Source organism: Roseateles sp. P2_H4 (assembly GCF_056403315.1).
This window is the reverse complement of the sequence record NZ_JBFUFR010000006.1, coordinates 148,120-170,886: the sequence shown is the minus strand read 5'-3', so window position 1 is coordinate 170,886 and position 22,767 is coordinate 148,120. Positions and strand designations below refer to the sequence as shown.

The 22,767-nt window shown below is 69.5% G+C and carries 23 protein-coding genes; 4 read left to right on the top strand and 19 right to left on the bottom strand.

The annotated features are described in order from the left end of the window. Positions 1 to 54: 54 nt before the first annotated feature. The 3 genes from argG to AC1DW3_RS06855 are packed head-to-tail and all read right to left on the bottom strand — an operon-like array spanning position 55 to position 2,205. On the bottom strand, positions 55 to 1,371 hold the full coding sequence (gene argG / locus AC1DW3_RS06865) for an argininosuccinate synthase (RefSeq protein ID WP_477929867.1): 1,317 nt from the start codon (positions 1,369 to 1,371) through the stop codon (positions 55 to 57). 10 nt (positions 1,372 to 1,381) lie between these two features. Continuing rightward, the gene (locus AC1DW3_RS06860) at positions 1,382 to 1,648 is read right to left on the bottom strand and encodes a GNAT family N-acetyltransferase (protein ID WP_477929865.1); all 267 of its coding nucleotides are present in this window, start codon (positions 1,646 to 1,648) and stop codon (positions 1,382 to 1,384) included. Beyond that, on the bottom strand, positions 1,645 to 2,205 hold the full coding sequence (locus AC1DW3_RS06855; RefSeq protein WP_477929863.1) for a YaeQ family protein: 561 nt from the start codon (positions 2,203 to 2,205) through the stop codon (positions 1,645 to 1,647). Before AC1DW3_RS06855 ends, AC1DW3_RS06860 begins: the two co-directional genes overlap by 4 nt. 112 nt (positions 2,206 to 2,317) lie before the next feature. On the opposite strand from AC1DW3_RS06855, the gene AC1DW3_RS06850 reads away from it, so the two are divergent. Together AC1DW3_RS06850 and AC1DW3_RS06845 are read left to right on the top strand one after the other, a co-directional pair. Further along, the gene (locus AC1DW3_RS06850; protein WP_477929861.1) at positions 2,318 to 2,980 is read left to right on the top strand and encodes a hypothetical protein; all 663 of its coding nucleotides are present in this window, start codon (positions 2,318 to 2,320) and stop codon (positions 2,978 to 2,980) included. Between the two features lie 80 nt (positions 2,981 to 3,060). Next, a complete protein-coding gene (locus AC1DW3_RS06845; protein ID WP_477929860.1) occupies positions 3,061 to 5,103 on the top strand; it encodes a M3 family metallopeptidase in 2,043 nt (680 codons plus the stop codon). Between the two features lie 17 nt (positions 5,104 to 5,120). On the opposite strand, the gene bamE is transcribed toward AC1DW3_RS06845, so the two are convergent. The 4 genes from bamE to AC1DW3_RS06825 all read right to left on the bottom strand — a co-directional run bounded on the left by bamE (position 5,121) and on the right by AC1DW3_RS06825 (position 8,849). Next, positions 5,121 to 5,447 (bottom strand): outer membrane protein assembly factor BamE domain-containing protein, encoded by a 327-nt coding sequence (bamE, locus tag AC1DW3_RS06840; RefSeq protein ID WP_477929858.1) that lies wholly within the window; start codon positions 5,445 to 5,447, stop codon positions 5,121 to 5,123. A gap of 125 nt (positions 5,448 to 5,572) precedes the next feature. Continuing rightward, positions 5,573 to 5,983: a hypothetical protein gene (locus AC1DW3_RS06835; RefSeq protein ID WP_477929856.1), complete on the bottom strand. Its 411-nt coding sequence runs from the start codon at positions 5,981 to 5,983 to the stop codon at positions 5,573 to 5,575. Positions 5,984 to 6,099: 116 nt separating this feature from the next. After that, a complete protein-coding gene (locus AC1DW3_RS06830) occupies positions 6,100 to 6,630 on the bottom strand; it encodes an outer membrane beta-barrel protein (RefSeq protein ID WP_477929854.1) in 531 nt (176 codons plus the stop codon). Positions 6,631 to 6,755: 125 nt separating this feature from the next. Further along, a complete protein-coding gene (locus AC1DW3_RS06825; protein WP_477929852.1) occupies positions 6,756 to 8,849 on the bottom strand; it encodes an ATP-binding protein in 2,094 nt (697 codons plus the stop codon). 165 nt (positions 8,850 to 9,014) lie between these two features. Here AC1DW3_RS06825 and AC1DW3_RS06820 point away from each other — a divergent pair, with 165 nt between their 5' ends. Both AC1DW3_RS06820 and AC1DW3_RS06815 read left to right on the top strand, forming a co-directional pair. Next, positions 9,015 to 9,338 carry a hypothetical protein gene (locus tag AC1DW3_RS06820; RefSeq protein ID WP_477929850.1) on the top strand — a complete coding sequence of 108 codons (324 nt, stop codon included), beginning with the start codon at positions 9,015 to 9,017 and terminating at the stop codon, positions 9,336 to 9,338. Between the two features lie 62 nt (positions 9,339 to 9,400). Further along, positions 9,401 to 10,132 (top strand): response regulator, encoded by a 732-nt coding sequence (locus AC1DW3_RS06815; protein WP_477929848.1) that lies wholly within the window; start codon positions 9,401 to 9,403, stop codon positions 10,130 to 10,132. A 3-nt stretch (positions 10,133 to 10,135) separates the two neighbouring features. Here the strand turns inward: AC1DW3_RS06815 and AC1DW3_RS06810 are convergent, their stop codons facing one another. The 12 genes from AC1DW3_RS06810 to AC1DW3_RS06755 all read right to left on the bottom strand — a co-directional run bounded on the left by AC1DW3_RS06810 (position 10,136) and on the right by AC1DW3_RS06755 (position 22,752). After that, complete coding sequence (locus tag AC1DW3_RS06810; protein WP_477929846.1) at positions 10,136 to 10,498, bottom strand: YbaN family protein; 363 nt, start codon at positions 10,496 to 10,498, stop codon at positions 10,136 to 10,138. Position 10,499: 1 nt separating this feature from the next. Beyond that, positions 10,500 to 11,270, bottom strand: coding sequence for an ABC transporter ATP-binding protein (locus tag AC1DW3_RS06805; protein WP_477929844.1), 771 nt, complete (start codon positions 11,268 to 11,270; stop codon positions 10,500 to 10,502). Between the two features lie 20 nt (positions 11,271 to 11,290). After that, positions 11,291 to 12,406 (bottom strand): succinylglutamate desuccinylase/aspartoacylase family protein, encoded by a 1,116-nt coding sequence (locus AC1DW3_RS06800; protein ID WP_477929842.1) that lies wholly within the window; start codon positions 12,404 to 12,406, stop codon positions 11,291 to 11,293. Between the two features lie 2 nt (positions 12,407 to 12,408). After that, on the bottom strand, positions 12,409 to 13,095 hold the full coding sequence (locus AC1DW3_RS06795; RefSeq protein ID WP_477929840.1) for an ABC transporter permease: 687 nt from the start codon (positions 13,093 to 13,095) through the stop codon (positions 12,409 to 12,411). Then, positions 13,092 to 13,784: an ABC transporter permease gene (locus tag AC1DW3_RS06790; RefSeq protein ID WP_477929838.1), complete on the bottom strand. Its 693-nt coding sequence runs from the start codon at positions 13,782 to 13,784 to the stop codon at positions 13,092 to 13,094. Before AC1DW3_RS06790 ends, AC1DW3_RS06795 begins: the two co-directional genes overlap by 4 nt. Before the next feature lie 21 nt (positions 13,785 to 13,805). Beyond that, a complete protein-coding gene (locus AC1DW3_RS06785; protein ID WP_477929836.1) occupies positions 13,806 to 14,585 on the bottom strand; it encodes a transporter substrate-binding domain-containing protein in 780 nt (259 codons plus the stop codon). Continuing rightward, a complete protein-coding gene (locus tag AC1DW3_RS06780; RefSeq protein ID WP_477929834.1) occupies positions 14,585 to 15,376 on the bottom strand; it encodes an ABC transporter substrate-binding protein in 792 nt (263 codons plus the stop codon). The genes AC1DW3_RS06785 and AC1DW3_RS06780 overlap by 1 nt, the downstream gene beginning before the upstream one ends. 26 nt (positions 15,377 to 15,402) lie before the next feature. Next, positions 15,403 to 16,359 carry an alpha/beta fold hydrolase gene (locus AC1DW3_RS06775; protein ID WP_477929832.1) on the bottom strand — a complete coding sequence of 319 codons (957 nt, stop codon included), beginning with the start codon at positions 16,357 to 16,359 and terminating at the stop codon, positions 15,403 to 15,405. Continuing rightward, the gene (locus AC1DW3_RS06770) at positions 16,356 to 17,093 is read right to left on the bottom strand and encodes a sulfurtransferase (protein ID WP_477929830.1); all 738 of its coding nucleotides are present in this window, start codon (positions 17,091 to 17,093) and stop codon (positions 16,356 to 16,358) included. The genes AC1DW3_RS06775 and AC1DW3_RS06770 overlap by 4 nt, the downstream gene beginning before the upstream one ends. A 192-nt stretch (positions 17,094 to 17,285) precedes the next feature. Next, positions 17,286 to 18,407 carry an HD-GYP domain-containing protein gene (locus AC1DW3_RS06765; protein ID WP_477929828.1) on the bottom strand — a complete coding sequence of 374 codons (1,122 nt, stop codon included), beginning with the start codon at positions 18,405 to 18,407 and terminating at the stop codon, positions 17,286 to 17,288. Next, a complete protein-coding gene (locus AC1DW3_RS06760) occupies positions 18,404 to 20,440 on the bottom strand; it encodes an ATP-binding response regulator (protein WP_477929826.1) in 2,037 nt (678 codons plus the stop codon). Before AC1DW3_RS06760 ends, AC1DW3_RS06765 begins: the two co-directional genes overlap by 4 nt. Beyond that, the gene (locus tag AC1DW3_RS06755; RefSeq protein WP_477929824.1) at positions 20,437 to 22,752 is read right to left on the bottom strand and encodes a hybrid sensor histidine kinase/response regulator; all 2,316 of its coding nucleotides are present in this window, start codon (positions 22,750 to 22,752) and stop codon (positions 20,437 to 20,439) included. The genes AC1DW3_RS06760 and AC1DW3_RS06755 overlap by 4 nt, the downstream gene beginning before the upstream one ends. Positions 22,753 to 22,767 lie beyond the last annotated feature (15 nt).

Genomic DNA, 22,767 nt, shown 5'->3' with positions numbered 1-22,767 from the left:
ATACTGTGGATTTATACAGTATTCGCCGCGACCCCGCCAGCGTGGGCCGGGAAATTACTCCAGCCTGGGCAGGCCGCCGCCGGCCAGCAGGCCGGTGCCGGTGTAGATGCCCAGCTTGGCGCGCGTGTCGGTGATGTCGAGGTTGCGCATGGTCAGCTGGCCGATGCGGTCGGCGGGGCTGAAGGGCGCGTCCTCGACCTTCTCCATACTCAGGCGCTCGGGCGCATAGGTCAGGTTGGGGCTACGGGTGTCGAGCAGCGAATAGTCGTTGCCGCGGCGCAGCTCGATGGCGACCTCGCCGGTGATGGCACGCGCGATCCAGCGCTGGGCGGCTTCGCGCAGCATGATGGCTTGCGGGTCGAACCAGCGGCCCTGGTAGAGCAGGCGGCCCAGCTTGCGGCCGTTGTCGCGGTACTGCTCGATGGTGTCCTCGTTGTGGATGCCTGTCACGAGGCGCTCGTAGGCGATGTGCAGCAGCGCCAGGCCCGGCGCCTCGTAGATGCCGCGGCTCTTGGCCTCGATGATGCGGTTCTCGATCTGGTCGCTCATGCCCAGGCCATGGCGGCCGCCGATGACGTTGGCCTCCGCCAGCAGGGCCACCGGGTCGCGGTACTCGACGCCATTCAGCGCGACGGGCATGCCTTCCTCGAAGCGCACCGACACCTGTTCGGCCTTCACCACCACGTCATCGCGCCAGAACGCCACGCCCATGATGGGGTTGACGATCTTGATGCCGCTGTTCAGGAACTCCAGGTCCTTGGCCTCATGCGTGGCGCCCAGCATGTTGGAGTCGGTCGAGTAGGCCTTCTCGGCGCTCATCTTGTAGGCGAAGCCCTTCTCCGTCATGAACGCCGACATTTCGCTGCGGCCGCCCAGTTCGTCGATGAAGGTCTGGTCCAGCCAGGGCTTGTAGATCTTCAGCGCCGGGTTGGTCAGCAGGCCGTAGCGGTAGAAGCGCTCGATGTCGTTGCCCTTGAAGGTGCTGCCGTCGCCCCAGATGTTGACGCCGTCGGCCTGCATGGCGGCCACCAGCATGGTGCCGGTCACGGCGCGGCCGATGGGCGTGGTGTTGAAGTAGGTGACGCCGGCGGTGCTGATGTGGAAGGCGCCGGCCTGCAGAGCGGCGATGCCTTCAGCCACGAGCTGGGCGCGGCAGTCCACCAGCACGGCCTTCTCGGCACCRTACAGCATGGCCTTGCGCGGGATCTCGTCGTAGTCGGGCTCGTCGGGTTGACCGAGGTTGGCCGTGTAGGCATAGGGCAGGGCGCCCTTGAGCTTCATCCAGTGCAGGGCGGCGGAGGTGTCGAGGCCACCGGAGAAGGCGATGCCGACCTTCTGGCCGACGGGAACGGATTGCAGGATCGTGGACATAGGGTTCTCTTCAGGCGATGTGGTTCTGCCACTCGGGGTGGCGCTGGATGTAGAGCTGGGCGTAGCTGCAGGCGGGCACGACCTTCAGGCCCTGGCCTGCAGCCCATTGCAGGCCGGCCTCGACGAGCTGGGCTGCCAGGCCCTGGCCGCGGTAGGCCGGCGGCACGCCGGTATGGGTGAAGGTGACGTGGCCGCTGCCCAGCTGATAGTCGAGCACGCTGACAGGCGTGGTTGGCAGCGTGAAGCGCTGGGCTTCAGGCTCGTGCTGCGGTGTCATTCGCCGGCCACCTTCAAGGCGATGGGGTGGATCTCCACCGAGGCGTTGGCGGTCGACACATAGATGCTGCCGTCCTGGATGCTGATCTGCAGCTGCATGCTGCGCTCGGCCAGAGCGATCAGGGCCTGGGACTGTTCGGCCGGGATCTGCCAGACCGCCAGGCGCGGCGCGCGGGTCAGCTTGTTCTCGATGCCGCTCCACCACACCGGCGTGCTGGATGCGAAGCTGTAGACGCTGACGCGGCGGGCGCGGCCATGCGCCTTCATCAGCCGGCGCTCGTCTGGCTGGCCGAGGTCGATCCAGTGCTGCACCTCACCCGTCAGGTCGAGCTGCCAGAGGTCGGGCTCGTCCACGTCGGACAGCCCCTTGGTGAACTCGAGCCGGCCGTTGAGGTCGTCGGCCGCGACGTTCAGCGCGTAGGCCAGCACGCGGATCATCATGCGTTCATCGGTCTCGCTCGGGTGGCGGGCGATCGTGAGGGCATGGTCGCCGTAGACATGGCGGTCCATGTCGGCGATCTGGAGCTGGGCTTTGTGGATGGTGGCTTTGAGCGCCATGCGTAGGTGGTAACCAATGGAACTAAGGGCAGCCGGCGATTATCGCGGCGAAGCCTCGTGGCATCATTCCGCCTCCCGCTTTGAACCTTCGCAACCCGGTTGCGCCCTCTTCATGAAACGCATTCTTCTTCCGCTGGTCCTGGTCATCGCCGTCTCCGCCCAGGCACAGATCACGAACAACACCAAGGCCAAGGTCGACCCGAAGAACAACAAGGTCAGCAACCCGGTTGTCGAGAAGCCCAAGGCCAAGCTGATGTCGCGCGACGAGTTGCGCGCCTGCATCGACCAGCAGGAGGCCAACAGCAAGGAGTCCGAAGCCATCAAGGCTGACCAGGCCGCCTACAAGGCCAACGCCGAGAAGCTCAAGGCCGAGAAGGCCAGCATCGAGGCCGGCGAGGCCACGCTGGGCAAGCAGGTGGCCGAGGTCAAGGCCGAGCGCGAAGGCATCCTGAAGGCCCATGAGGCGCTGACCGCCGAGGCCCCCAAGCTCGAGAAGGCCGAGCTCAAGGCCCGCAACGAGGCCTACCAGGCCCGTGCAACCGCCTTCGGCCCCATGATCGAAGCGCTGAAGGCCGCCGACGCCGAACAGGGCGCCAAGCGCAAGGCCTTCTCCGACAAGGTCGACGCGCTGGACGCCCAGTTCAAGGCCATCGAAGACCGCACCGAGAAGCACTTCGACGCCAACGACAAGTGGAAGGCCGAGTGCCAGAACAAGGCCTACGACGAGAACGACGAAAAGGCCATCCGCAAGGAAAAGGCCGCCGCGGGCAAGTGATCCGCACCGGCCGCTGACGCCAGCCGCACGGGCCGCCTCCCCAGMAGGGAGCGGCCCTTTTTGTTTTCCGAGGACTCCGCATGAGCACCAACCCGCTGCTGCAGGACTGGGCCGGCCCACACGGTCTGCCCCCCTTCGCCGATATCGCCCCCGCGCATTTCCAGCCCGCCTTCGACATCGCGCTCGCCGCCCATCGCGCCGAAGTCGACGCCATCGCCGCCCAGGCCGATGCGCCAGCCTTCGCCAACACCGTGGCTGCCTTCGATGCCAGCGGCCGCCAGCTGACCCGCCTCGAACATCTCTTCTACACGCTGGCCGCCTCGGCCACTTCGCCGGAGCTGCAGGCCGTGCAGCGCGCCCTGGCCGCGCCGCTGGCCGAGCACGGCAGCGCCGTCTACATGCACCAGGGCCTGTTCGCGCGCATGGATGCCTTGTTCGAGCAGCGCGAGCAGCTCGGCCTCACGCCCGAGCAGCGCCGCCTGCTGGAGCGCGTGCACCTGGACTTCCTGCGCGCCGGTGCCCGCCTCGCGCCTGAAGCGCGCACGCGCTACGCCGCCGTCATGGCCCGCCTGGCGGAGCTGAACACGCGCTTTGCGCAGAACGTGCTGGCCGCCGAGAACGGCTACCAGCTGCGGCTGACGACCGAAGCCGAACTCGCCGGCCTGCCCGGCTTCGTGCGCGCCGCCGCGCGCCAGGCGGCGATTGACCGCGGCCTGGAAGAGGGCGTCCACGTCATCACGCTGTCGCGGTCGCTGATCGTGCCTTTCCTGAGCTTCAGTGCGCGGCGTGACCTGCGCGAGCAGGCCTGGCGCGCCTGGGTCGGCCGTGGCGATGACACGGGGGAGACCGACAACCGCGAGATCTGCGCCGAGATCCTGGCGCTGCGTGCTGAACAGGCCAAGCTGCATGGCCATGCCTGCTATGCCGACTACGCGCTGGAAGACACCATGGCGCGCAACCAGGCGGCTGTCATGGGCCTGCTGGAGCGCGTCTGGCACCCGGCGCTGGCCGCCCAGGCCCGCGAACGCGAAGCCGTGCAGGGCGCCATGGCGGCCGCCGGCGCCAGCCACGAACTGCAGGCCTGGGACTGGCGCTTCTATGCCGAGCAGGCCAAGCGCGCCCGTTTCGAGCTCGACGAAGCCGAGGTCAAGCCCTATTTCTCGCTGGACCGCATGGTGGCCGCGATGTTCGACTGCGCCAGCCGCCTGTTCGGTCTGCAGTTCAAGGCCAGGCCCGACCTCGCCGGCTACCACGCCGACGTGCGCGCCTACGAGGTCTTCGATGCCGACGGTTCCGTGCGGGGTTTGTTCCTGCAGGACAACTTCGCGCGGCCGACCAAGCGCAGCGGCGCCTGGATGAATGCGATGCGCAACCAGAGCCGTGCGCTGGGTGCGACACCCGTCATCCTGAACAACAACAACTTTGCGCGCGGTGCCGCCGGCGAGCCGACGCTGCTGAGCTTCGACGACGTGCGCACGCTCTTTCACGAGTTCGGCCATGGCCTGCACGGCCTGCTGTCCAGCGTCGAGCACGAGCGCCTGGCCGGCACCCAGGTGCTGCGCGACTTCGTCGAACTGCCCTCCCAGCTCTACGAGCACTGGATGGCCGAGCCGCAGGTGCTCAAGACCTTTGCCCGCCACTGGCAGACCGATGAACCCCTGCCCGACGCGCTGCTCGCCAAGCTGCAGGCGGCGCGCCAGTTCGGCCAGGGCTACGAGACGCTGCGCTACACGGCCAGCGCCATCGTCGACATGGCGGCCCATTCGGCCCCGCAGCCACCCAGCGACGTCGTCGCCTTCGAGCGCGACACACTGGCGCAGTGGCAGCTGCCTGCCGAGGTCGGCCTCAACCACCGGTTGACCCACTTCCAGCATCTGTTCAGCAGTGCCGGCTATGCGGCGGGCTACTACGTCTACCTGTGGGCCGAGGTGCTGGACTGCGATGCCTTCGACGCCTTCGTCGAGGCCGGCAACGTCTTCGACACGGCGGTGGCCGCGCGTCTGCGCGAATGCATCTACTCGGCCGGCAACAGCCGCGAGCCGGGCGAGGCCTTCCGTGCCTTCCGCGGCCGCGATCCGGTGGTCGAGCCCATGTTGAAGGATAGAGGCCTGCTGCCGGCCTGAGGGGTGGCGTCGCGCCTTCAACGGTGGCCGTGGCCGGAGTCTCCTGGCACTTCGGTGGCGGAAGCCACCTTGCCATCGGTGTCGAAGTCGATCTCGAACACCGTCGGTTCAATGCCGGCCACGCGGTAGGTGTAGACCGAACCCGGCTGATTGCGGTAGGAGATGTCGGTCTGCGGCCGGCCCAGCAGTTGCCGGACGTCGGCCTGGCTCATGCCGACGCTGACCAGCGTCTCCTGGCGAGCAGCGACCGTGTACCCCGGTGCAGCCTGGGCGCCAGCCGCGCCGAGAAACAGGCCGATGGCCAGCAGCGCGCTGGACGGTGGGGAGAAGCGTACGAGCGTCATGATGACTCCTTGTGGTCGTGACTTGACAGGCTCCGGGGCGGCTGCGGGATCGCAGCGCCTCGCCTGTGCAGACATCTTGAAGACGATCCGGGACCGCAAGATTGCAGCCCGTGCCAGGCAGTAAGTCAGATGTCATCGAGCGGCCCGCCGCCTGGCGTTGCGCTGCTCTCAACGGCGCTCAGGTCCACGAACAGCCGGGACTCACGCCCCGGCGCCAAGCTGAGGTAGTACCCGCGCCTTGCATTGCCCTGCCGTGCCGTGACCAGGTAGGGCCCGCCCGGCAGCACCAGGCGGTTGACGGCAGCACCGGTGTTGAGGTGGCCAACGCAGCGCCCCTGCCGGTCCTGCACGCGCAATTCCAGCGTCGGCGGCTGGCCGGGCGCTGCGGCGTGCAGGTAGTGGGCGCGTAGCTGCCGCCACCAGGCCGCCACACCCGTGGCGACCGGTGGGTCGGTGACATGAATCAGCAGCACGGCGTCGGCCTGCGGTGTGGCCTCGCCGTGGCCGTGCGGCCCGGCTTGCGGCGGCGTGTTCACGAGATGCTCCCGTGACGCGGGTCGCGCGTTGCCCGCCTGGGTTCAGCAATATGCATGGGGCCTCCGGTTGCCGAGCCGGCTCGGCGCGATGGATGGACGGGCGTGGGCCGGTCGGTTCAGAAGCCCAGCCGCAGGCCGACGGTCAACTGGCCCACGCTGGGCCGCTCGTCGAAGGCGTTGGCGCGGTAGTGCTCGTATTCGGCGCGCAGCGTCGTTTGCGTGTTGATTGCGTACTCGGCGCCCAGGCCGAGCTTGAGCCCGGCGCCGCCGTCGCCGCCGGTCGGCGACGAGAAGTGGACATGGTCGGCGCCGACGCTGCCCAGCAGCGAGACCTCATGCCCCAGCGGCAGGCGGCCGACGAGGTCGAGGAATTCGCCATGGGCGCTGACACTGCCGGTGTCGCCCTTGAGGCGGCCCAATGTGGCCAGGCCCGCCTCCAACGCGAAGTTGGGCGTGAACTGGTAGCCGCCGTAGACCTTGCCGGCCACGCCATGGTCGTCGCCGCTGACGCCGTTGACGTCATGGCCGAAGTGCGGCGCGCCAATGCTGGCGCCGACGTAGGCGTCGTCGGCATGGGCCACTGAGGCCAGCAGGGCCAGGGAGGCCGTCGCTGCCGCGGCCAGGGACTTCAGGTTGAACATCGTCATGATTGGGGCTCCTTCAAGCTCAACCGCATCACCGTGATGCGATGTTGGCGACTGTGTGGTGTCGGGTCGCTGGCTCTGTGACGCGACTGGGCGCCTCATATTGCAGTTGCAATGGCGCGGCATCATCAGGGCAGCAGCTGCGCCAGCGCCTGGGCCAGTTCGGCCCGCTGCAGCGGTTTGGCCAACAGCCGAGTCACGCCCGCCTGGGTCGCACGCTGGGCCAGCAGCGCGCCGCCATAACCGCTGACCAGCAGCACCGGCAGATCGGGCAGGTGGCGGCGCACTTCGGCCGTGAGCTGGGTGCCACTCAGGCCGGGCATGACCTCGTCGGTGATGACGGCTGCGTAGCCGTGCCCGCGTTCCAGCAGCGTTTCCAGCGCCGCCGCCGGGTCGACAAAGCCGTTCGGCGTGTAGCCCAGCCCGGTCAGCATCTCCATGACCATGCCCACCAGTTCAGGTTCGTCGTCCACCACCATCACCTGCTGCCCCTGGCCCGCCGCCAGCGCGCGCGGCGCGGCGGCCATGCCTCCCGGCGCCTCCAGGCATTCAGGCAGGTAGAGCGTGAAGCGTGCACCTTGGCCCGGCGCGCTCTGCACGTCGATGGCGCCGCCCAGCTCCGCCACCACGCCATGCACCACCGCCAGTCCCAGCCCCGTGCCGGATTGGGCGCCGCGCGTGGTGAAGAAGGGTTCGAAGAGCCGCTCCATCACCTCGGCCGACATGCCCGTGCCCTGGTCGGCAACGCTCAGGCGCAGGTAGTCGCCAGGCTGCAGCCGGCTGTGCGACAGCACCTGGGGTGTGCGGGCCTGCCAGCGATCCAGGTGCACGCTCAGCTGGCCGCCGTCCGGCATGGCCTGCATGGCATTCGTGCACAGGTTCATCAGCGCCTCGAAGGCCTGCGTCGAGTCGCCGCGCAGCCTGGCACCGGGTGCCGCGAGCGCGCGCTCCAGCACGATGCCGGGCCGCAAGGAGCCCGACAGCAGCGTCAGCACCTCGTCGATCACGGGCTCCAGCGCGAACACGCTGGAGCTGCGGGCGCCGCCCTTGCTGAACGAAAGGATGCGCTCCACCAGCTGTCTGCCGCGCAGGGCCGCCTGCATGACCTTGTCGAGATGACGCGCCTGGGTGCTGCCGGCCGGGGCCTCGTCCTGGGCCATCTCGGTGTAGCCGACGATGCCCGACAGCACATTGTTGAAATCATGGGCGACCCCGCCGGCCAGCGTGCCCAGCGCTTCCAGCTTGCTGGCCCGGGACTGCTGGGCGGCCAGGCTGTGCCGGGCCATCTTGCGGTGGCGCTCGGCGCGCAGCACGTGGTGGACGGCCACCATCGCGAGCAGCAGCAGCAGCGCAAGGATCGCGACCGTCAGCTGCACGACGCCGCGCCAGCCGGCGAGCACCTGGCCCAGGTCACGCGACACCAGCAGCACCAGCCCGTAGCGGCCCACCGTGTGCTGCGCGACGAGGTGGCGGCTGCCGTCCTGGAAGCGGCGCTGCTCGAGTTCCGCATGCCGGGCCAGCGTCTGCGCGGTCAGGGCCTCGTCGCCATGAGGCCGCGGCGCATTGACGCTCGCGAGCAGGGCGCCATCGCGCCGGAACACATACATGCGGGCGTCCGGCGCCGGCAGTGCCGCGGGGAAGGCGCCAAGGAGGCCCTGCGCCGGCACGGTGCCGACGATCCAGCCGGCGGCGCGGGCCTGCGCATCCACGCCGTGCGTCGCCAGGGCCACCAACGGGGCACCGCCGCCCGGCATGGTGAACGGCCGGCTCACGGCGATGGCGCCAGGTTCTAGGCTGCGCAACGTGGGCAGAAAGCCGTCGAGCGCGGGCAGCGCCTGGCCGTCGGACTGCGCCGTGGGCTGACCCTGGTCGTCCAGCAGCCAGAGGTCCTGCACCATGGGCATCAGGTCGGCGCGTGAGCGCAGTTCCCGGGCTGACAGCAGGCCTGTGCGGCCCATGCGCGCCTCGCGCAACTCGTTCTGCAGGGCGTGCAAGCCTTCCTCGGCGCCCCGCAGGCCGCGGTCCAGCTCGTCGGTAAGGGCCTGGGAGAGCACACTCAGCTCGCGCCGCTGGGCGTTCAACGCCTCGCTGCGCAGATGCCACAGCACCGCCGCCGCCGTGCCGGCCAGCACCAGCCAGCCGGCGAAGGCCAGGGCCCACGGAGCCCAGGATGAGGGCGGCGGCCCCGGCTTGTCGACGAGCGGGGCAAGGGGATGGCGCATGCCCGCAGTCTGGCCGTGGTCAGCCCCTCAGGGCAAGGTGGCCTGGATGACATCTGCAACACAGCGGTCCCGGTGTTGCCATCAAGCGCCCCAACGGGCCCGGCACAGTCCCGACCCAGGCCCGGCTCATGGGGAGCTGTCGGCCCGTGCACACTGGAGTCTGACGTGAAACACCGCATTGCCCGGTACCTCCTGCCCTCCCTGCTGAACAGCCTCGCCCTGGTGTTGGCGCCCGCGGGCGCTCAAGGCATCAGCCCCGCGCAGGAGTCCATGATCCAGCCCGGCATGAGCCAGGCGCGCGTGCAGACCCTGCTGGGCCTGCCCTCGCACGAGTTCCATTTCGTCAAGGAGGGTGTGACGGCCCTGACCTACGAACTGCCCGGGCAGGCCGCCAGCGGCGAGGTGTTCGACATCGACATCGACGCCCGCGGGCGGGTCGTGCACGCGGCAGAACTGGTCGAGGTGGCCGGCCACCGCAGCGGGCGTTGATGCAAGCCGGGGACGCGGTGCTGCACGCTACAGTGGCCGCGTCCACCAGCCCGCAACCGCCGATGTCTGTCGCTGCCGCCCCTCACATCCTTGTCATCGACGACGATCCCCTGATCCGGGAGATGGTTGCCGAGTACCTTCGCAACAACGACATGCGCGTCAGCACCGGGGCGACGGGAGCAGAGATGTTCGAGGCCTTCGAACGCGAGGCTATCGACCTCGTCCTGCTGGACTTGAAGCTGCTCGGCGAGGACGGCATGCAGCTCGCGCGCACCCTGCGCGAGCGGGCCGCCGTGCCCATCGTGCTGCTGACCGGGCGCTCCGAGGAGGCCGACCGCGTGATGGGCCTGGAGCTGGGCGCGGACGACTACATCACCAAGCCCTTCAGTCCGCGCGAGATGCTGGCGCGCCTGCGTGCCGTGCTGCGCCGCTACCAGGTGCAGGCCACGCTGCCGCAGCGCGACGGCACGCGGCGTGCCTTCCGGTTCGCGGGCTGGGAGCTCAATCTGCGCACCCGCCGCCTGTTGTCGCCCCAGGGCGGGCTGGTGGAGTTGTCCAACGGCGAGTTCAGCCTGCTCAGCGCGCTGTGTCGCGCGCCGCAGCGGGTGCTGTCGCGTGACCAACTGCTGTCCATGTCGCGACTGCACGAGGCCGAGGTCTATGACCGCACGATGGACGTCCAGGTGCGGCGGCTGCGCCTGAAGATCGAGGCCGACGCCTCCCAGCCCAGGCTGGTGGTGACCGAGCGGGGCGAGGGCTACCGCCTGGCCTGCGACGTCGAGACGTTGTTCTAGGCCTCAGGCCTCAGGCCGGCGCCAAAGCCAGATCGCCACGGCGGCCATCACGGCCGGCACGGCGATCTTGACGGCCAGCGGCAACGGCGTCATTGCCAGCCCAGTGGCGCTGGCCAGCATCATCAAGCTGGCCAGCCACTTGGCGCGGCGTGGCACGGCGCCGCGTTCGCGCCAGCGACGGATGTGAGGGCCGAAGTGCGTGTGGTTCAGCAGCCAGGTCTCCAGCGCCGGCCAGCCCTTGCCGGCGGCCCAGGCAGCCAGCAGCAGGAAGGGCACCGTGGGCAGCACCGGCAGCAGGATGCCGATGAGCCCGAGAACCAGGCTCAGCAGGGCCAGCGCCCGCCACAGCAGGCTGCGCAGCGTCACGCTACTTCAGGCCACCGCTGAGGAACTGCTGCAGCCGCTCGCACTGCGGGCGCAGCAGCATCTCCTTGGGGTTGCCTTCCTCCTCCACGCGCCCCTGGTGCAGGAAGAGGCAGTGGTTGGAGACCTCGCGCGCGAAGCCCATTTCGTGGGTCACGACGATCATCGTGCGGCCCTCGGCGGCCAGGTCGCGCATGACCTTGAGGACTTCGCCGACCAGCTCGGGGTCCAGTGCCGACGTCGGTTCGTCGAAGAGCATGACCTCGGGGTCGACGGCGAGGGCGCGGGCGATGGCCACGCGCTGCTGCTCGCCGCCCGACAGCTGGGCCGGATAGACATGGGCGCGGTGGGACACGCCGACGCGTGCGAGCAAGGCCTGGGCACGCTCGATGGCCTCGGCCTTGGGCTTGCCCAGCACATGGATGGGTGCCTCGATGACGTTCTCCAGCACCGTCATATGGGCCCAGAGGTTGAAGTTCTGGAACACCATGGCCAGCTTGGCACGCCACAGCTGCAGCTGCTTGGGCGAGGCCGCCTTCAGGCTGCCGTCGCGGTCGCGCACCAGCTTCAGGCTTTCGCCGCACAGGCTGAGTTCGCCCTCGTTGGGCTGCTCCAGCAGATTGAGGCAGCGCAGAAAGGTGCTCTTGCCCGAGCCCGAGGAGCCGATCAGCGTGACGACGTCGCCGGCCTTGGCCGCGAAGGAGATGCCCTTGAGCACTTCGCGCTCGCCGAAGCGCTTGTGGATGTTGGTGGCCTGGAGTTGGATATCGCTCATGTTGTTCTTGTTGTCGTCGTTCAGGCGCCCAGCAGCTTGCCGGTGCGCAGCGCCTCGCGGCCGGCGACCTTGGCGACGCGCATGCCGGCGTTGGCGAAGCGCAGGAAGTCGCGGGCGAAGAACAGGCCGTCGACGGGGCTCTTCAATTCGGTGACCGCAGCCGTGATGGGGTCGATGACATGGGCCAGCACCTCGCCGGTCAACACCTCGGCGCCGACCTCTTTCACGAAGGTCAGCACGCCGGCCACCGGCGACTTGATCGGCATGCTGCCGGCCAGCGGGCGGGCATCACCGACGGCCTCGGGCACGGCGGGCTTGTCGCCGGTGATCAGGCCACGCCAGCGCAGGAAGTCGATGATGTTCTTGGCGTCGGCCGAGGCCAGCTCGTGCGTCACATCGGCCGCGCCACGCAGCTCGACGGTGACTGACAGGCAGGCCTGGGGTATCGGGAACTTGCCGCCGAAATGCCTGGCCCATTTCCACCAGACCTGGGAGCAGGCCTCGTCGAAGGGGTTGTCGCCGGAGTCCTGGGCCAGCAGCGTCAGGCGCGAGCGCAGGAAGCGCGCCAGCGGCTCGCAATCGGGCCAGCAGGGCGTCTCGGTGTAGAGGTGCATCAGCGCCTGGGCGTCGCAATGCAGATCCAGCACGATGTCGGCGTCGCAGGACAGGCTCAGCAGCGTGCGACGCTGGGACTGAAGCTCGGTGTCGACCGGGCTGGCCAGCACGGCCGCCTTCAGCGCGCGACGCAGCAGGGCGACGTTGGCATTCGCGTCCGCGCCCAGTTGCGATTCGACGGCCTGGGCGACGGCGTCGATCTGGTCGGGGTAGTGGCGGTTGAAGTTCTCGCCCGTCGTCAGCTCGAAGCGGCCCAGATGGGCGTGCAGCATGAACTGGCTGAGGCCAATGGGGTTGGCCATGGGCACCAGGACGATCTCGCCGCTGATCTGGCCGGCGGCCTGCAGCGCATCCAGTTGCAGGCGCAGATGGTGGGCGACCAGCATGCCGGGCAGTTCGTCACCGTGCAGGGAGGCCTGGATGTAGGCTTTCTGGCCGCCGGCCTGGCCGTAGTGCAGCGAGACCAGCTCGCGCTGGGTGCCTGGGGCGGGGGAGAGCAGGGGGTGGCGGGTGGGTTGCATGATCAACGGCTCATCATGGGTTTCAGCCAGCGGTTTTCAGCCCAGCGGAACAGCCCGACCAGGCACAGCGTGAGCGTGAAATAGAAGGCGCCGGCCGTGATGAAGGCCTCGAAGGGAAGGTAGTACTTGGCGTAGACCTGCTGGGCCGCGCCGGTCACGTCCAGCAGCGTCACCGTGCTGGCCAGCGAGGTGCCGTGCAGCATGAAGATGGCCTCGTTGCCATAGGCGGGTAGCGCACGGCGCAGCGCTGCGGGCAGCACGATGCGGCGCAGCATCAGGCCACGGCTCAGCCCCAAGGCCTTGGCGGCCTCGATCTCGCCCGCGGGCAGGGCGCGGATGCTGCCGGCAATGATCTCGGTCGTGTAGGCGGCCGTGTTCAGCGTGAAGGTCAGCCAGGCGCAGAAGGTGGCGGACGACAGCCACGGCCAGGCGAAGCTGTCGCGCACGACCTCGAACTGGGCCGCGCCGTAGTAGACGAGGAAGAGCTGCACCAGCATCGGCGTGCCGCGGAAGACATAGGTGTAGAGCCAGACCAGCCGCGACGGCCAGCCCAGGAACACGGTGCGCACGATGGCCAGCGGTACGGCCAGCACCAGCCCGCCGAGCAATGACAGCGTCAGCAGCTGCAGCGACGTGACCAGGCCGGTGAGGTAGAGCGGAAAGTTCTCGAGGACGGCGTCGAAGTTCACAGTTTCCCCGCCTTGGTACCGATGGCCAGGCGCCGCTGCGCCCAGGCGAAGCCGAGTTCCGAGACGCTGGTGAAGACGAGATAGATGACGGCCACGGCCAGGTAGAAGGTGAAGGGCTCGCGTGTCGTGCCGGCGGCCTGCTTGCCGCGCGTCATCAGGTCGGACAGGCCGATGATGGACACGATGGCCGTGCTCTTGATGAGCACCAGCCAGTTGTTGGAGATGCCGGGCAACGCATGGCGCAGCATCTGCGGCAGCGTGATGCGCCACAGCACCAGGCCCGGGCTCATGCCGTAGGCGAGGCCCGCCTCGCGCTGGCCCGGCGGCACGGCCAGGAAGGCGCCGCGGAAGGCCTCGGTCAGGTAGGCGCCGAAGATGAAGCCGATGGTCAGCACGCCGGCGATGAAGGGGTCGATGTCGATGAAGTCGTCGTGACCCAGCTTGGGCGCGAGGGTGTTGACCGCGAGCTGGCCGCCATAAAAGATCAGCAGCATCAGCACGAGGTCGGGCACGCCGCGGATCAGCGTCGTGTAGAGACCGGCGAGGCCTCTCGCGATGCGCGAGCGCGACAGCTTGGCCAGGGCGCCGACGAGACCCAGCAGGACGGCGATGGCCAGCGACGACAGGGCCACCGCCAGCGTGACGGCGGCGCCTTCGATCAGGCTGGGAAGAAATCCGTGCAACAACATGGGAAGAGGGGAAGGCTGCGCTCAGCGCGGGGGATTCACGAGATCGAAGCTGAAGTAGCGGTCGTTGATGGTCTTGAGGGCGCCGCTGCCGCGCAGGGCGGCGAGTGCCTCGTCGATGCGCTGGCCCAGCGTCGTCGCTTCGCTCTTGCGCAGGCCCACGCCGATGCCCTTGCCGTAGTAGCGCTGGTCCCTGGCGAAATCGGGCCCGACGAAGCCGAAGCCGCGGCCGTCGGCGTGGTTCAGAAAACCGAACTGGGCGATGACGGCGTCCACCAGCGTCGCGTCCAGCCGGCCCGACTTCAGGTCCAGAAAGACCTGATCCTGCGTCGCATAGCGCAGCAGCTGGATGCCCTTGAACTGTTCGGCCAGGAAACGCTCATGGATGGTGCCGCGCTCCACGCCGACGCGCTTGCCCTTCATGCCGGCCGGGCTGACGTCGGTACCGGTGTCGCCGCGCATGACCAGGCGGGCCGGCGAGAAGTAGTAGGGCGAGGAGAAGGTGATGACCTGCTGGCGCTCCGGCGTGATCGACATCGAGGCCATGATGGCGTCGATCTTGCGCGACTGCAGCGCCGGGATCAGCCCGTCGAACTCCAGGATGACGGGCGTGTAGGCCTGCCCGAGCTTGGCGCTCAGGGCCTGGGCCACGTCGATCTCGAAGCCCTTGAGCTGGCCGTCGGTGCCGATCTCGCTGAAGGGCGCATAGCCCACGGCGAAGCCGATGCGCAGGCGCTGGGGCGCCTGGGCCCACGCCGCGGGGGCGAGGGCCAGGGGCGCGGCCAGGGCGGAGCGGCGTCGCATCACTGCTGCTTGGTGCGCGGCGCGATGTCGTAGTCGAAATATTTGTCGGCGAGCTTCTTGAAGGTGCCGTTGGCCTGCACGGCGTCGATGGCGGCGTTGAACTTCTTGCCCAGCGTCGCCTCGTCGGCCTTGCGCATGCCCACACCGGTGCCGACACCGAAGACCTTGTCGTCGATGATGGCCGGCCCGGAGAAGGCGAAGCCCTTGCCTTCGGGCTTCTTCAGGAAGCCGAAGTCGCCGGCCGGCGAATCCATCAGCGTGGCGTCGATGCGGCCGCTCTTCAGGTCCAGGAAGACCTGGTCCTGGCTGCTGTAGCGCACGATCTCGCTCTGCTTGAAGGTGGCGGCGGCATAGGTCTCATGCGTCGTGCCGCGCTGCACGCCGATCTTCTTGCCCTTCAGGCCGGCGGCCGTGGGGTCGAGCTTCACGCCGGCCTTGGCGATCAGGCGGGCGGGGGTGTTGTAGTAGGGCTTGGAGAAGGCGACGACCTTCTGGCGCTCTTCGGTGATGGAGACGCTGGCGAAGATGGCGTCCACCTTGCGCGACTGCAGCGCCGGGATGAGGCCGTCGAAGTCCTGCTGCACCAGCGTGCACTGGGCCTTCATCTCGGCGCAATAGGCCTGCACCAGTTCGATCTCGAAGCCCTTGAGCTTGCCATCCGGGCCGATCTCGGAGAAGGGCGGGTAGGCGCCTTCGACGCCGATGCGCAGCTTCTTCCACTCGGGGGCCTGGGCCTGGGCCAGCGAGGCGGCGGCCAGCAGGGCCAGCGCGATCAGGGAGCGTTTCTTCATGTCGGACCTCTTGGGTAGGACGGTGTTCAGCGGGCGACCTGAGGCAACCAGTCGCGCAAGGCCGCAAGGGTAGCAGCCGGGTCTTCCTCCTGAGGCACATGGCCCAGCTTCGGGAAAACCACCAGGCGGCTGCCCGCGATGGCCTTTTCGAACTCGCGGCCCCAGCGCAGCGGGATCAGCCGGTCGCGTTCGCCCCAGAGGATGAGGGTGGGTACCTTGATCTCGGGCAGGCGCTGGTAGGGGCCGGGCGCGAGCTGGTCCATGCGCCTCATCAAGGCGACACGGTTGCCTTCGCGCAACGCCAGTTCGTAGTAACGGTCCACCAGTGCGGCGGTGACGCGGCTGGGGTCGCCGTAGACGTTGAGCACGCTGTCCTCGATGGCGCGGCGTGGCAGCACCCAGCGCATGGGCTCGCGCACGACGGGGATGCGGGCGATGGCGAAGCCCAGCGGCAGCGACTCGGGCGTGAAGTCGAAGCCGGCGGCATCGACGAGCACGAGGCCGGCTACGCGCGCCGGGTCGGCCAGGGCCAGCTGCCAGGCGATTTCGCCCCCGAGGGAGTTGCCGCCGACGATGGCGCGGCCGACGCCCAGGCGGGCCAGGAACTGGCGCACGAAGGCGACATAGCGCGGGTCGCTGTAGTCGTTGTCGGCGTTCGGGCCGGTCAGGCCAAAGCCTGGCAGGTCGAAGCTGATGACGCGGCGGGTGGCCTTCAGTTCGGCCACCCAGCCTTCCCAGGTGTGCAGGCTGGCGCTGGTGCCGTGGATGAGGACGATGGGCAGCGGGTCGCTGCTGGGGCCTTCGTCGCGGTAGTGCACGAGCAGGCCGTCAATGTCGACGAAATCGGACGGCGGCGGCGCCCAGCGCGGCACCAGGCTCTCCAGGGAGCGGTCAGGCGCCTTGCTGACGGCAAAGCCCAGCGCGGCCAGCATGAGGAGGATGCCGATGGCCTTCAGCGCGAAATCACCAAATCGACTGGTCATGTTGGGGTCAGGTCGGCATTGACGCCTCGGCGATCGTCGAAGACGAAGCAGTTGCCGTGGTAATGCTTGCCGCCGGTGTCCTCGAAGTACTTCAGGATGCCGCCGTCGAGTTGCCAGGCCGTGAGGCCTTGTTCCTCCAGCACCATGGCTGCCTTCTCGCAGCGGATGCCGCCGGTGCAGTAGCTCACCACGGTCTTGCCAACAAGTTCGTCGCGATGGGCAGCCAGTGCGTCCGGAAAGTCGCTGAACTTGTGCAGCCGCCAGTCGATGGCGCCGTCAAACGCGCCCTCGTCCACCTCGAAGCCGTTGCGCGTGTCCAGCATCACAAGCTCCCGGCCGTCGTCGTCATGGCCCTGGTCCAGCCAGCGCATCAGCGTCGCCGGGGCCAGCGCGGGTGCGCGCGGGGCCTGGTCGGGGCGGATGGTCGGGTGGTTCATGCGGATGATCTCGGGCTTGACCTTGACCTTCAGGCGCTGGAAGGGCTGCACCTCGCTCCAGCTTTCCTTGGGCGTCAGCGTCGTGAAGCGCGGGTCGGCGCGCAGCTCGCCTACCCAGGTGTTCACGGCCTCGGCCGAGCCGGCCAGGAAGAGATTGATGCCCTCTTCGGCGATCAGCACCGTGCCCTTGAGGTCCAGGGCTTGCGCCCGGGCTTCGAGGAGGTCGCGCAGCGCCGCCGTGTCGGTCAGCGAGACGAAGAGGTAGCAGGAGATATTGAGGATGGGGCCGGACTGCATAGACGCGGAGGATTATCGCGGCCGCTTTTGTTGCTGACGGTGGAGTCTGCGGGCCGAGCGCCGGGCCGCTCCCTAGCCGGCCCGCCTGGGCGACGTGCTTGCGGCTCGATGCCGCGAGCGTCGCCGTCCCCTCGGGGGACCGACCAGACTCGCCCGCGTTTCAGCGGTGCGAGGATGGGCGAGGGGTAGCGTTCAATCGGCCCATCGCGATGCAATGCCGCGGACTTCGTCGAGGCAGGCATTGAGTGCCTCGACGATGCGTGGATCGAAATGGCTGCCGCTGCCGCCGCGGATGAAGGCCAGCGCCTCGTCGTGGCTCATGGCCTGCTTGTAGGGGCGCACGCTGATCAGGGCGTCATAGACGTCGGCGACGGCCATCAGCCGGGCCGACAGCGGGATGGCTTCGCCGGCCAGGCCGTCGGGGTAGCCGCTGCCGTCCCATTTCTCGTGGTGGTGGCGGGCGATCTGCTTGCCGAAGGTCAGCATCGGGCCGGCGTCTTCGCCGAGCTTGTCGATGGCGCGCTGCAACAGGTCGGCGCCATGTTCAGCGTGGGTCTTCATGACCTGCCATTCGTCGGGCGACAGCTTGCCGGGCTTGAGCAGGATGCCGTCGGGGATGGCGACCTTGCCGATGTCGTGCAGCGGCGCGGCCTTGGCCAGTTCGTCGATGGCCTCGGCAGTCAGATCGAGGGGGCCATCGGGCTGGGCCGCGATCCACTGCGCCAGCGTGCGCACGTATTCCTGGGTGCGCTGGATGTGGTTGCCGGTGTCGGCGTCGCGGAACTCCGCCAGGCCCACCATGACGAAGAGGGTGGTGTCACGCAGCCGCTCGACCTCGCGCCGGCGCGCCTCCAGCTCACCGCTGAGCTGGGCGTTGTGGCGCAGCAGATGGTCCTCGGCCAGCTTGAGCTGCAGATGGGTGCGCACGCGCGCCAGCACGGTGGCCGGGTTGAAGGGCTTGTGGATGAAGTCGGCGCCACCGGCCTGGAAGCCGGCGCTTTCGTCCTCGGGCCGCGTCAGGGCGGTCAGGAAGATGACGGGCACGCGGCGCGTGGCCGGGTCGGCCTTGAGCTGGCGGCAGACTTCGTAGCCATCCAGCTCGGGCATCATGACGTCGAGCACGATCAGGTCGGGCGGCTGGCGGCGGCAGATCTCCAGCGCCTTGGCGCCACTGACGGCCAGCTGCACGCGGTAGTCGGGCTTGAGCACCTGGGCCAGCAAGGTCAGGTTGGCCGGCGTGTCGTCCACGACCAGCACGGTGGCCTGGGTGATGAGCGGGGGCGTGGACGCGACCTCGGGCGGCATCAGGGTCATGGCGGGCTCCCGTCCTTGCTTTCGCCGCGCAGCGCGGCCTGGGCCTCGTCGAAATCGAAGCGCTGCATCGCACCGGCCAGGGCCTTGGCCTGACGGGCGGGCAGGGCTTCGATGAAGGCGGATTCATGCTGCTCATACAGCGTCAGCGCATTGCTGTCGGCCTCGCCGAGCAGGGTGTCGAGCTCGCTGATCAAGGTGGCCGAGTCGGTGGCGGGGCCGGCTGGGTCCAGCGCGGCGGGCGTCGTCAGGTCGGCCGGCAGGTCGACGGGCAGCGGCCGGCCCAGGTCCAGCAGGCGGCGCAGCATGTGCGGCAGCAGGGGCTTGGCGCACAGGGCCTCGGCGCCCAGGCGCAGCGCGCGTTCGCGCAGCACCGGCGTGTCGAAGGCGCTCAGCAGCACGGTGCGGCGGGCGCGCGGCGGGCCGCTGTCACGCAGGCTGGCCAGCAGCTCGCTGCCCTCCATGTCGGGCAGCACCCAGTCGACGATCAGCAGGTCGTAGGGCTGGCTGGCCGGCACGGTGACCAGGCGGGACAGGGCCTGGCGGCCCTGGGCCAGCAGGTCGACGCGGCTGGTCGGCGCCAGCGCCTTCAGCAGCGCGGTCAGCGTTTCGTGGCCGCCGCTGTAGGCCGCCTGCACCAGCATGACGCGCCGCGGCGGCGGGGGCGGCGGCGCGGCGAACTCGGGGCAGGGCGCCGGTGGCAGGCAGAGCTCGAACTCGCTGCCCCGCCCCGGTGAGCTGCGCGCGGTCAGCGTGCCGCCCATGCGCTCGGCCAGGGCCCGGCAGATGGCCAGGCCCAGTCCAGTACCGCCGAAGCGCCGTGTGGCGCTGGCCTCGGCCTGGGCGAAGGGCGTGAAGAGGCGCGCCAGCTGGTCGGGCGCCAGCCCCACGCCGCTGTCGCGCACGCGCAGCACCCAGCCGCCGGCGGCGTCCACCGCGATGCTGAGCTTGACCTGGCCGGCCGGCGTGAACTTGACGGCGTTGACGAGGAGCTCGGTGACGAGCTGGGTCAGGCGCACCGCGTCGCCGCGGCGCGCGCCGGACGCGGCCAGCAGCTCGGGCGAGGCGATGTCGCAGATCAGCTCCAGCTGCTTGGACTGGGCTGCCGGCCGCACGGCGTCGAAGGCGCTGGCCAGCAATTGCTCGAGCTGCAGCGGCTCGTTGGCGAGCTGCATGCGCCCGGCGTCGAGGTCGGCATAGTCCAGCAGGCCGTCGATGAGCTTGACGAGGGATTCGCCGGCCTTGGCGACTTCGGTCAGCCGGCCTCGCTGCTCGGCGTGCAGCCGCCCCTCCAGCAGCAGCCGGGTCAGGCCCAGCACGGTGTTCATGGGCGTGCGGATCTCGTGGCCGATGTTGGCCAGGAAATCGGACTTGGCCCGCGACGCCGCCTCGGCGGCGGCCCGCGAACGCTCGAGCTCGGCGACCCGCGCCTTGACGAGGTCTTCGGCCGTCGTCAGGCCGCTGGCGGCCGGGGCGAGTTGGGTGAGGCGGCCGATCTGGCGCGACAGGCCCCACAGCGCGATGCAGAACATGGTCTGGCACAGCCCGAGGTTGGCGATCAGCGGCCAGCTCTCGAGCAGCCATTGCGGCGGCGTGCCGTAGAAGCGCAGCAGCGTCGGCGGCGCCAGCATGACGACGAGCAGGCTCAGCGAGATCCACAGCGCCTCGCGGGCTCGCCAGGTCGCGAACAGCAGCAGGGAGGCGCCCATGGCCCAGGGGGTGAAGCTGCCCAGGGTGTAGAGGCTGGGCCCGGGGTCGGGGCGCAGCGTGAAGACCAGCATGCTTAGGGTGAAATACAGGGCCAGCAGCGTGACGCCGGTGCGCTGCCAGATGCGCAGCCGCAGCGGCCGGCGCCAGACGAGCAGGGCCAGGGCCGCGAAGGCGGTGGCGATCAGCGGGTAGGCGACGCGGTCGCTGGGCTCGATGACACCCAGGGCGGCCTCGCTGGCCCAGGCGAACAGCGCGGAGGCGACGATGACCTTGAAGAGCCAGCGCGTGCCGACGGGGCCCAGGACGACGATGACCGGCGTCCTCAAGCCTGGCCTTTCAATGCGAGGGTCGCGGCGTCGAAATCGAGGGCGGCCAACGCACGGTCCAGGCGCTGTCGCAGCTCCGGCGAGAGGCCGCTGTGGGCGCCATGGGCCTGCCACCAGTCCAGGGCGCGGCTGTCGCTCTGGGCCAGCAACTGCTGCAGTTCGGCCACGTCGCCCGGCCCGCTCGGGCGCGGCGCCGTCGCAGCGTCCCAGTTGCGTGCCAGGGCGGTGTCGATCTCGGCCTGCAGCAGGCCGAGGGCCGGCTCGACGCGGCCGAGATGGCGGCCGGCACCGTCGGCATCGGCAGCCGCCGCACTGCGCTCCAGCGCCAGCGCGGCCTGGTGCAGCGGCTGGGCGCCCAGCGTCGCGGCCAGGCCCTGCAGCGTGTGGGCGGCGCGGCGCAATTCGATCCAGTCGCCGCTGGCCAGCCAGCCGGACCAACTGCCCAGGCCGGCGGCGTACTGGTCGGCAAAGCCGCGCAGCGTGCGGCGGTACAGCGCCGACTGGCCGTCGAACTGGCGCAGCCCGACCTGCAGGTCCAGTGTCGGGCGTGGCGGCTGCGGCACCGCGGGCTTGGCAGCAGGGCGGTAGCGCTGCAGCTCGCGCACCAGCCGGTTCACGTCCAGCGGCTTGGCGATATGGCCCTGCATGCCGGCGGCCGTGCACTGGGCACGCTCTTCGGCCAGCGCATGGGCCGTCATGGCCAGCACGGGCAGGGCGTCGAACTCGGGCAGCTCGCGCAGCTTGCGTGTCGCGCTGAGGCCGTCGAGCACGGGCATCTGCAGGTCCATCAGCACGAGGTCATAGGCTGTCGGCCCGCGGGCGAGCAGGCGGTCCAGGCCCTCCTGGCCGTTGGCGGCGACGTCGACCTGGGCACCGCGGCTGCTCAGCAGGCGCAGCGCGATCTCCTGGTTGATGGGGTGGTCCTCGACGAGCAGCACGCGCAGCCCGGCCAGGGATTGGGCATCCACGCCGGGCCGCTCGGTCGCTGCGTCGTCGAGCAGGCGGCGCAACTCCCCCGGCAGCAGCGGCTTGGGGCAAAGCGCGCGGGCACCGAAGCTGCGGGCCTGCGCCGGGCCTTCGTCGGCGCCCGGCGGGCAGAGCACGGCGATGCGCAGCGCGGGGTGGTCGCGGCGCAGTTGGGCCAGCAGCTCGGCACCGGTCGCGCCCGGGCCGGGCAGTTGCCAGTCGAGCAACAGCCACTCGAACGGTGTGCCGGACTGGCGCGCCTCGACCAGGGCGGCCAGCGTGCTGGCGGCGTCGGTGCTCGCCGCCAGGCCGGGACCCAGGCCGAGATGGCGCAGCAGCGCCAGCGTGGCTTCGCGGCCTTCCGGGCTGGCCTTGGCGAGCAGCAGGTGCTGGGCTTTCAGCGGCGCGGGGGGCGTGCCGTTGGCGTCCAGCGGCAGCAGCAGGTGCATCTCGAAGCTGCTGCCGCGGCCGGGCAGGCTCTGCACGTCCAGGGTGCCGCCCATCAGCTCGACGAGGCGGCGCGTGATGGCCAGGCCCAGGCCGGTGCCGCCATAGCGCCGCGGGATGGAGGCATCGCCCTGCCTGAATTCGCTGAACAGGCCCTCGAGCTGCTCGGTGCTCATGCCGATGCCGCTGTCCTGCACGGTCAGGCTGAGCGGTACGCGGCCCTGCGCGTCGGTCGGTGCGGCGGCCAGGCGCAATTGCACCTGGCCGGCCGGCGTGAACTTGATGGCATTGGTCAGCAGGTTGACCAGCACCTGCTGCAGCCGCAGCGCATCGCCGCGCAGTTGGCCGCGCTGGCCCAGCAGGCTGGCGTCGGCCCAGTCGCAGATCAGCGCGACGGCGGGGTTGGCATGGACCGGCCGCACCAGCTCCATGGCCTGGCCGACGACATCCTCCAGCCGCAGCGGCAGGGACTCGATCTCCATATGCCCCGCTTCGATCTTGGAGACGTCCAGCACGTCGTTGACGAGGCCGAGCATCATGCGCGAGGCTGCGTCGGCCTTGGTCAGCAGGTCGCGCTGCTCGGGCGTGAGCTGGGTCTGCAGGGCCAGTTGCGTCATGCCCATGACGGTGTTCATGGGAGTGCGGATCTCGTGGCTGATCTGGGCCAGGAAGCGGGTCTTGGCCTCGGTCGCGGCCTTGTGCGCATCGGCAACGTCGACACCGCGCCGCAGCGCGAACACGCACAGCGGCGGCAGAGGCAGCAAAAGGGCATTAATCACCAACGCGACATCGACCGCCGTGCCACCCGCGCCACGCAGGCTCCAAAGCAGGGCGAGAAGCGCCAGCAGCGCCGCCATGGCAAGCCAGAGGAGGCCGAGCGTGAGCGTGCGCTGGGGCATGGAGCGGTCGGGTGG

Coding starts and splice junctions, on each gene's coding strand:
- bamE (WP_477929858.1), bottom strand. CDS start 5,447: ATGACGCTCGTACGCTTCTCCCCACCGTCCAGCGCGCTGCTGGCCATC.
- AC1DW3_RS06805 (WP_477929844.1), bottom strand. CDS start 11,270: ATGAGCGATATCCAACTCCAGGCCACCAACATCCACAAGCGCTTCGGC.
- AC1DW3_RS06845 (WP_477929860.1), top strand. CDS start 3,061: ATGAGCACCAACCCGCTGCTGCAGGACTGGGCCGGCCCACACGGTCTG.
- AC1DW3_RS06860 (WP_477929865.1), bottom strand. CDS start 1,648: ATGACACCGCAGCACGAGCCTGAAGCCCAGCGCTTCACGCTGCCAACC.
- AC1DW3_RS06765 (WP_477929828.1), bottom strand. CDS start 18,407: ATGACCCTGATGCCGCCCGAGGTCGCGTCCACGCCCCCGCTCATCACC.
- AC1DW3_RS06825 (WP_477929852.1), bottom strand. CDS start 8,849: ATGCGCCATCCCCTTGCCCCGCTCGTCGACAAGCCGGGGCCGCCGCCC.
- AC1DW3_RS06775 (WP_477929832.1), bottom strand. CDS start 16,359: ATGACCAGTCGATTTGGTGATTTCGCGCTGAAGGCCATCGGCATCCTC.
- AC1DW3_RS06850 (WP_477929861.1), top strand. CDS start 2,318: ATGAAACGCATTCTTCTTCCGCTGGTCCTGGTCATCGCCGTCTCCGCC.
- AC1DW3_RS06855 (WP_477929863.1), bottom strand. CDS start 2,205: ATGGCGCTCAAAGCCACCATCCACAAAGCCCAGCTCCAGATCGCCGAC.
- AC1DW3_RS06755 (WP_477929824.1), bottom strand. CDS start 22,752: ATGCCCCAGCGCACGCTCACGCTCGGCCTCCTCTGGCTTGCCATGGCG.
- AC1DW3_RS06770 (WP_477929830.1), bottom strand. CDS start 17,093: ATGCAGTCCGGCCCCATCCTCAATATCTCCTGCTACCTCTTCGTCTCG.
- AC1DW3_RS06815 (WP_477929848.1), top strand. CDS start 9,401: ATGTCTGTCGCTGCCGCCCCTCACATCCTTGTCATCGACGACGATCCC.
- AC1DW3_RS06780 (WP_477929834.1), bottom strand. CDS start 15,376: ATGAAGAAACGCTCCCTGATCGCGCTGGCCCTGCTGGCCGCCGCCTCG.
- AC1DW3_RS06830 (WP_477929854.1), bottom strand. CDS start 6,630: ATGACGATGTTCAACCTGAAGTCCCTGGCCGCGGCAGCGACGGCCTCC.
- AC1DW3_RS06790 (WP_477929838.1), bottom strand. CDS start 13,784: ATGTTGTTGCACGGATTTCTTCCCAGCCTGATCGAAGGCGCCGCCGTC.
- AC1DW3_RS06785 (WP_477929836.1), bottom strand. CDS start 14,585: ATGCGACGCCGCTCCGCCCTGGCCGCGCCCCTGGCCCTCGCCCCCGCG.
- AC1DW3_RS06800 (WP_477929842.1), bottom strand. CDS start 12,406: ATGCAACCCACCCGCCACCCCCTGCTCTCCCCCGCCCCAGGCACCCAG.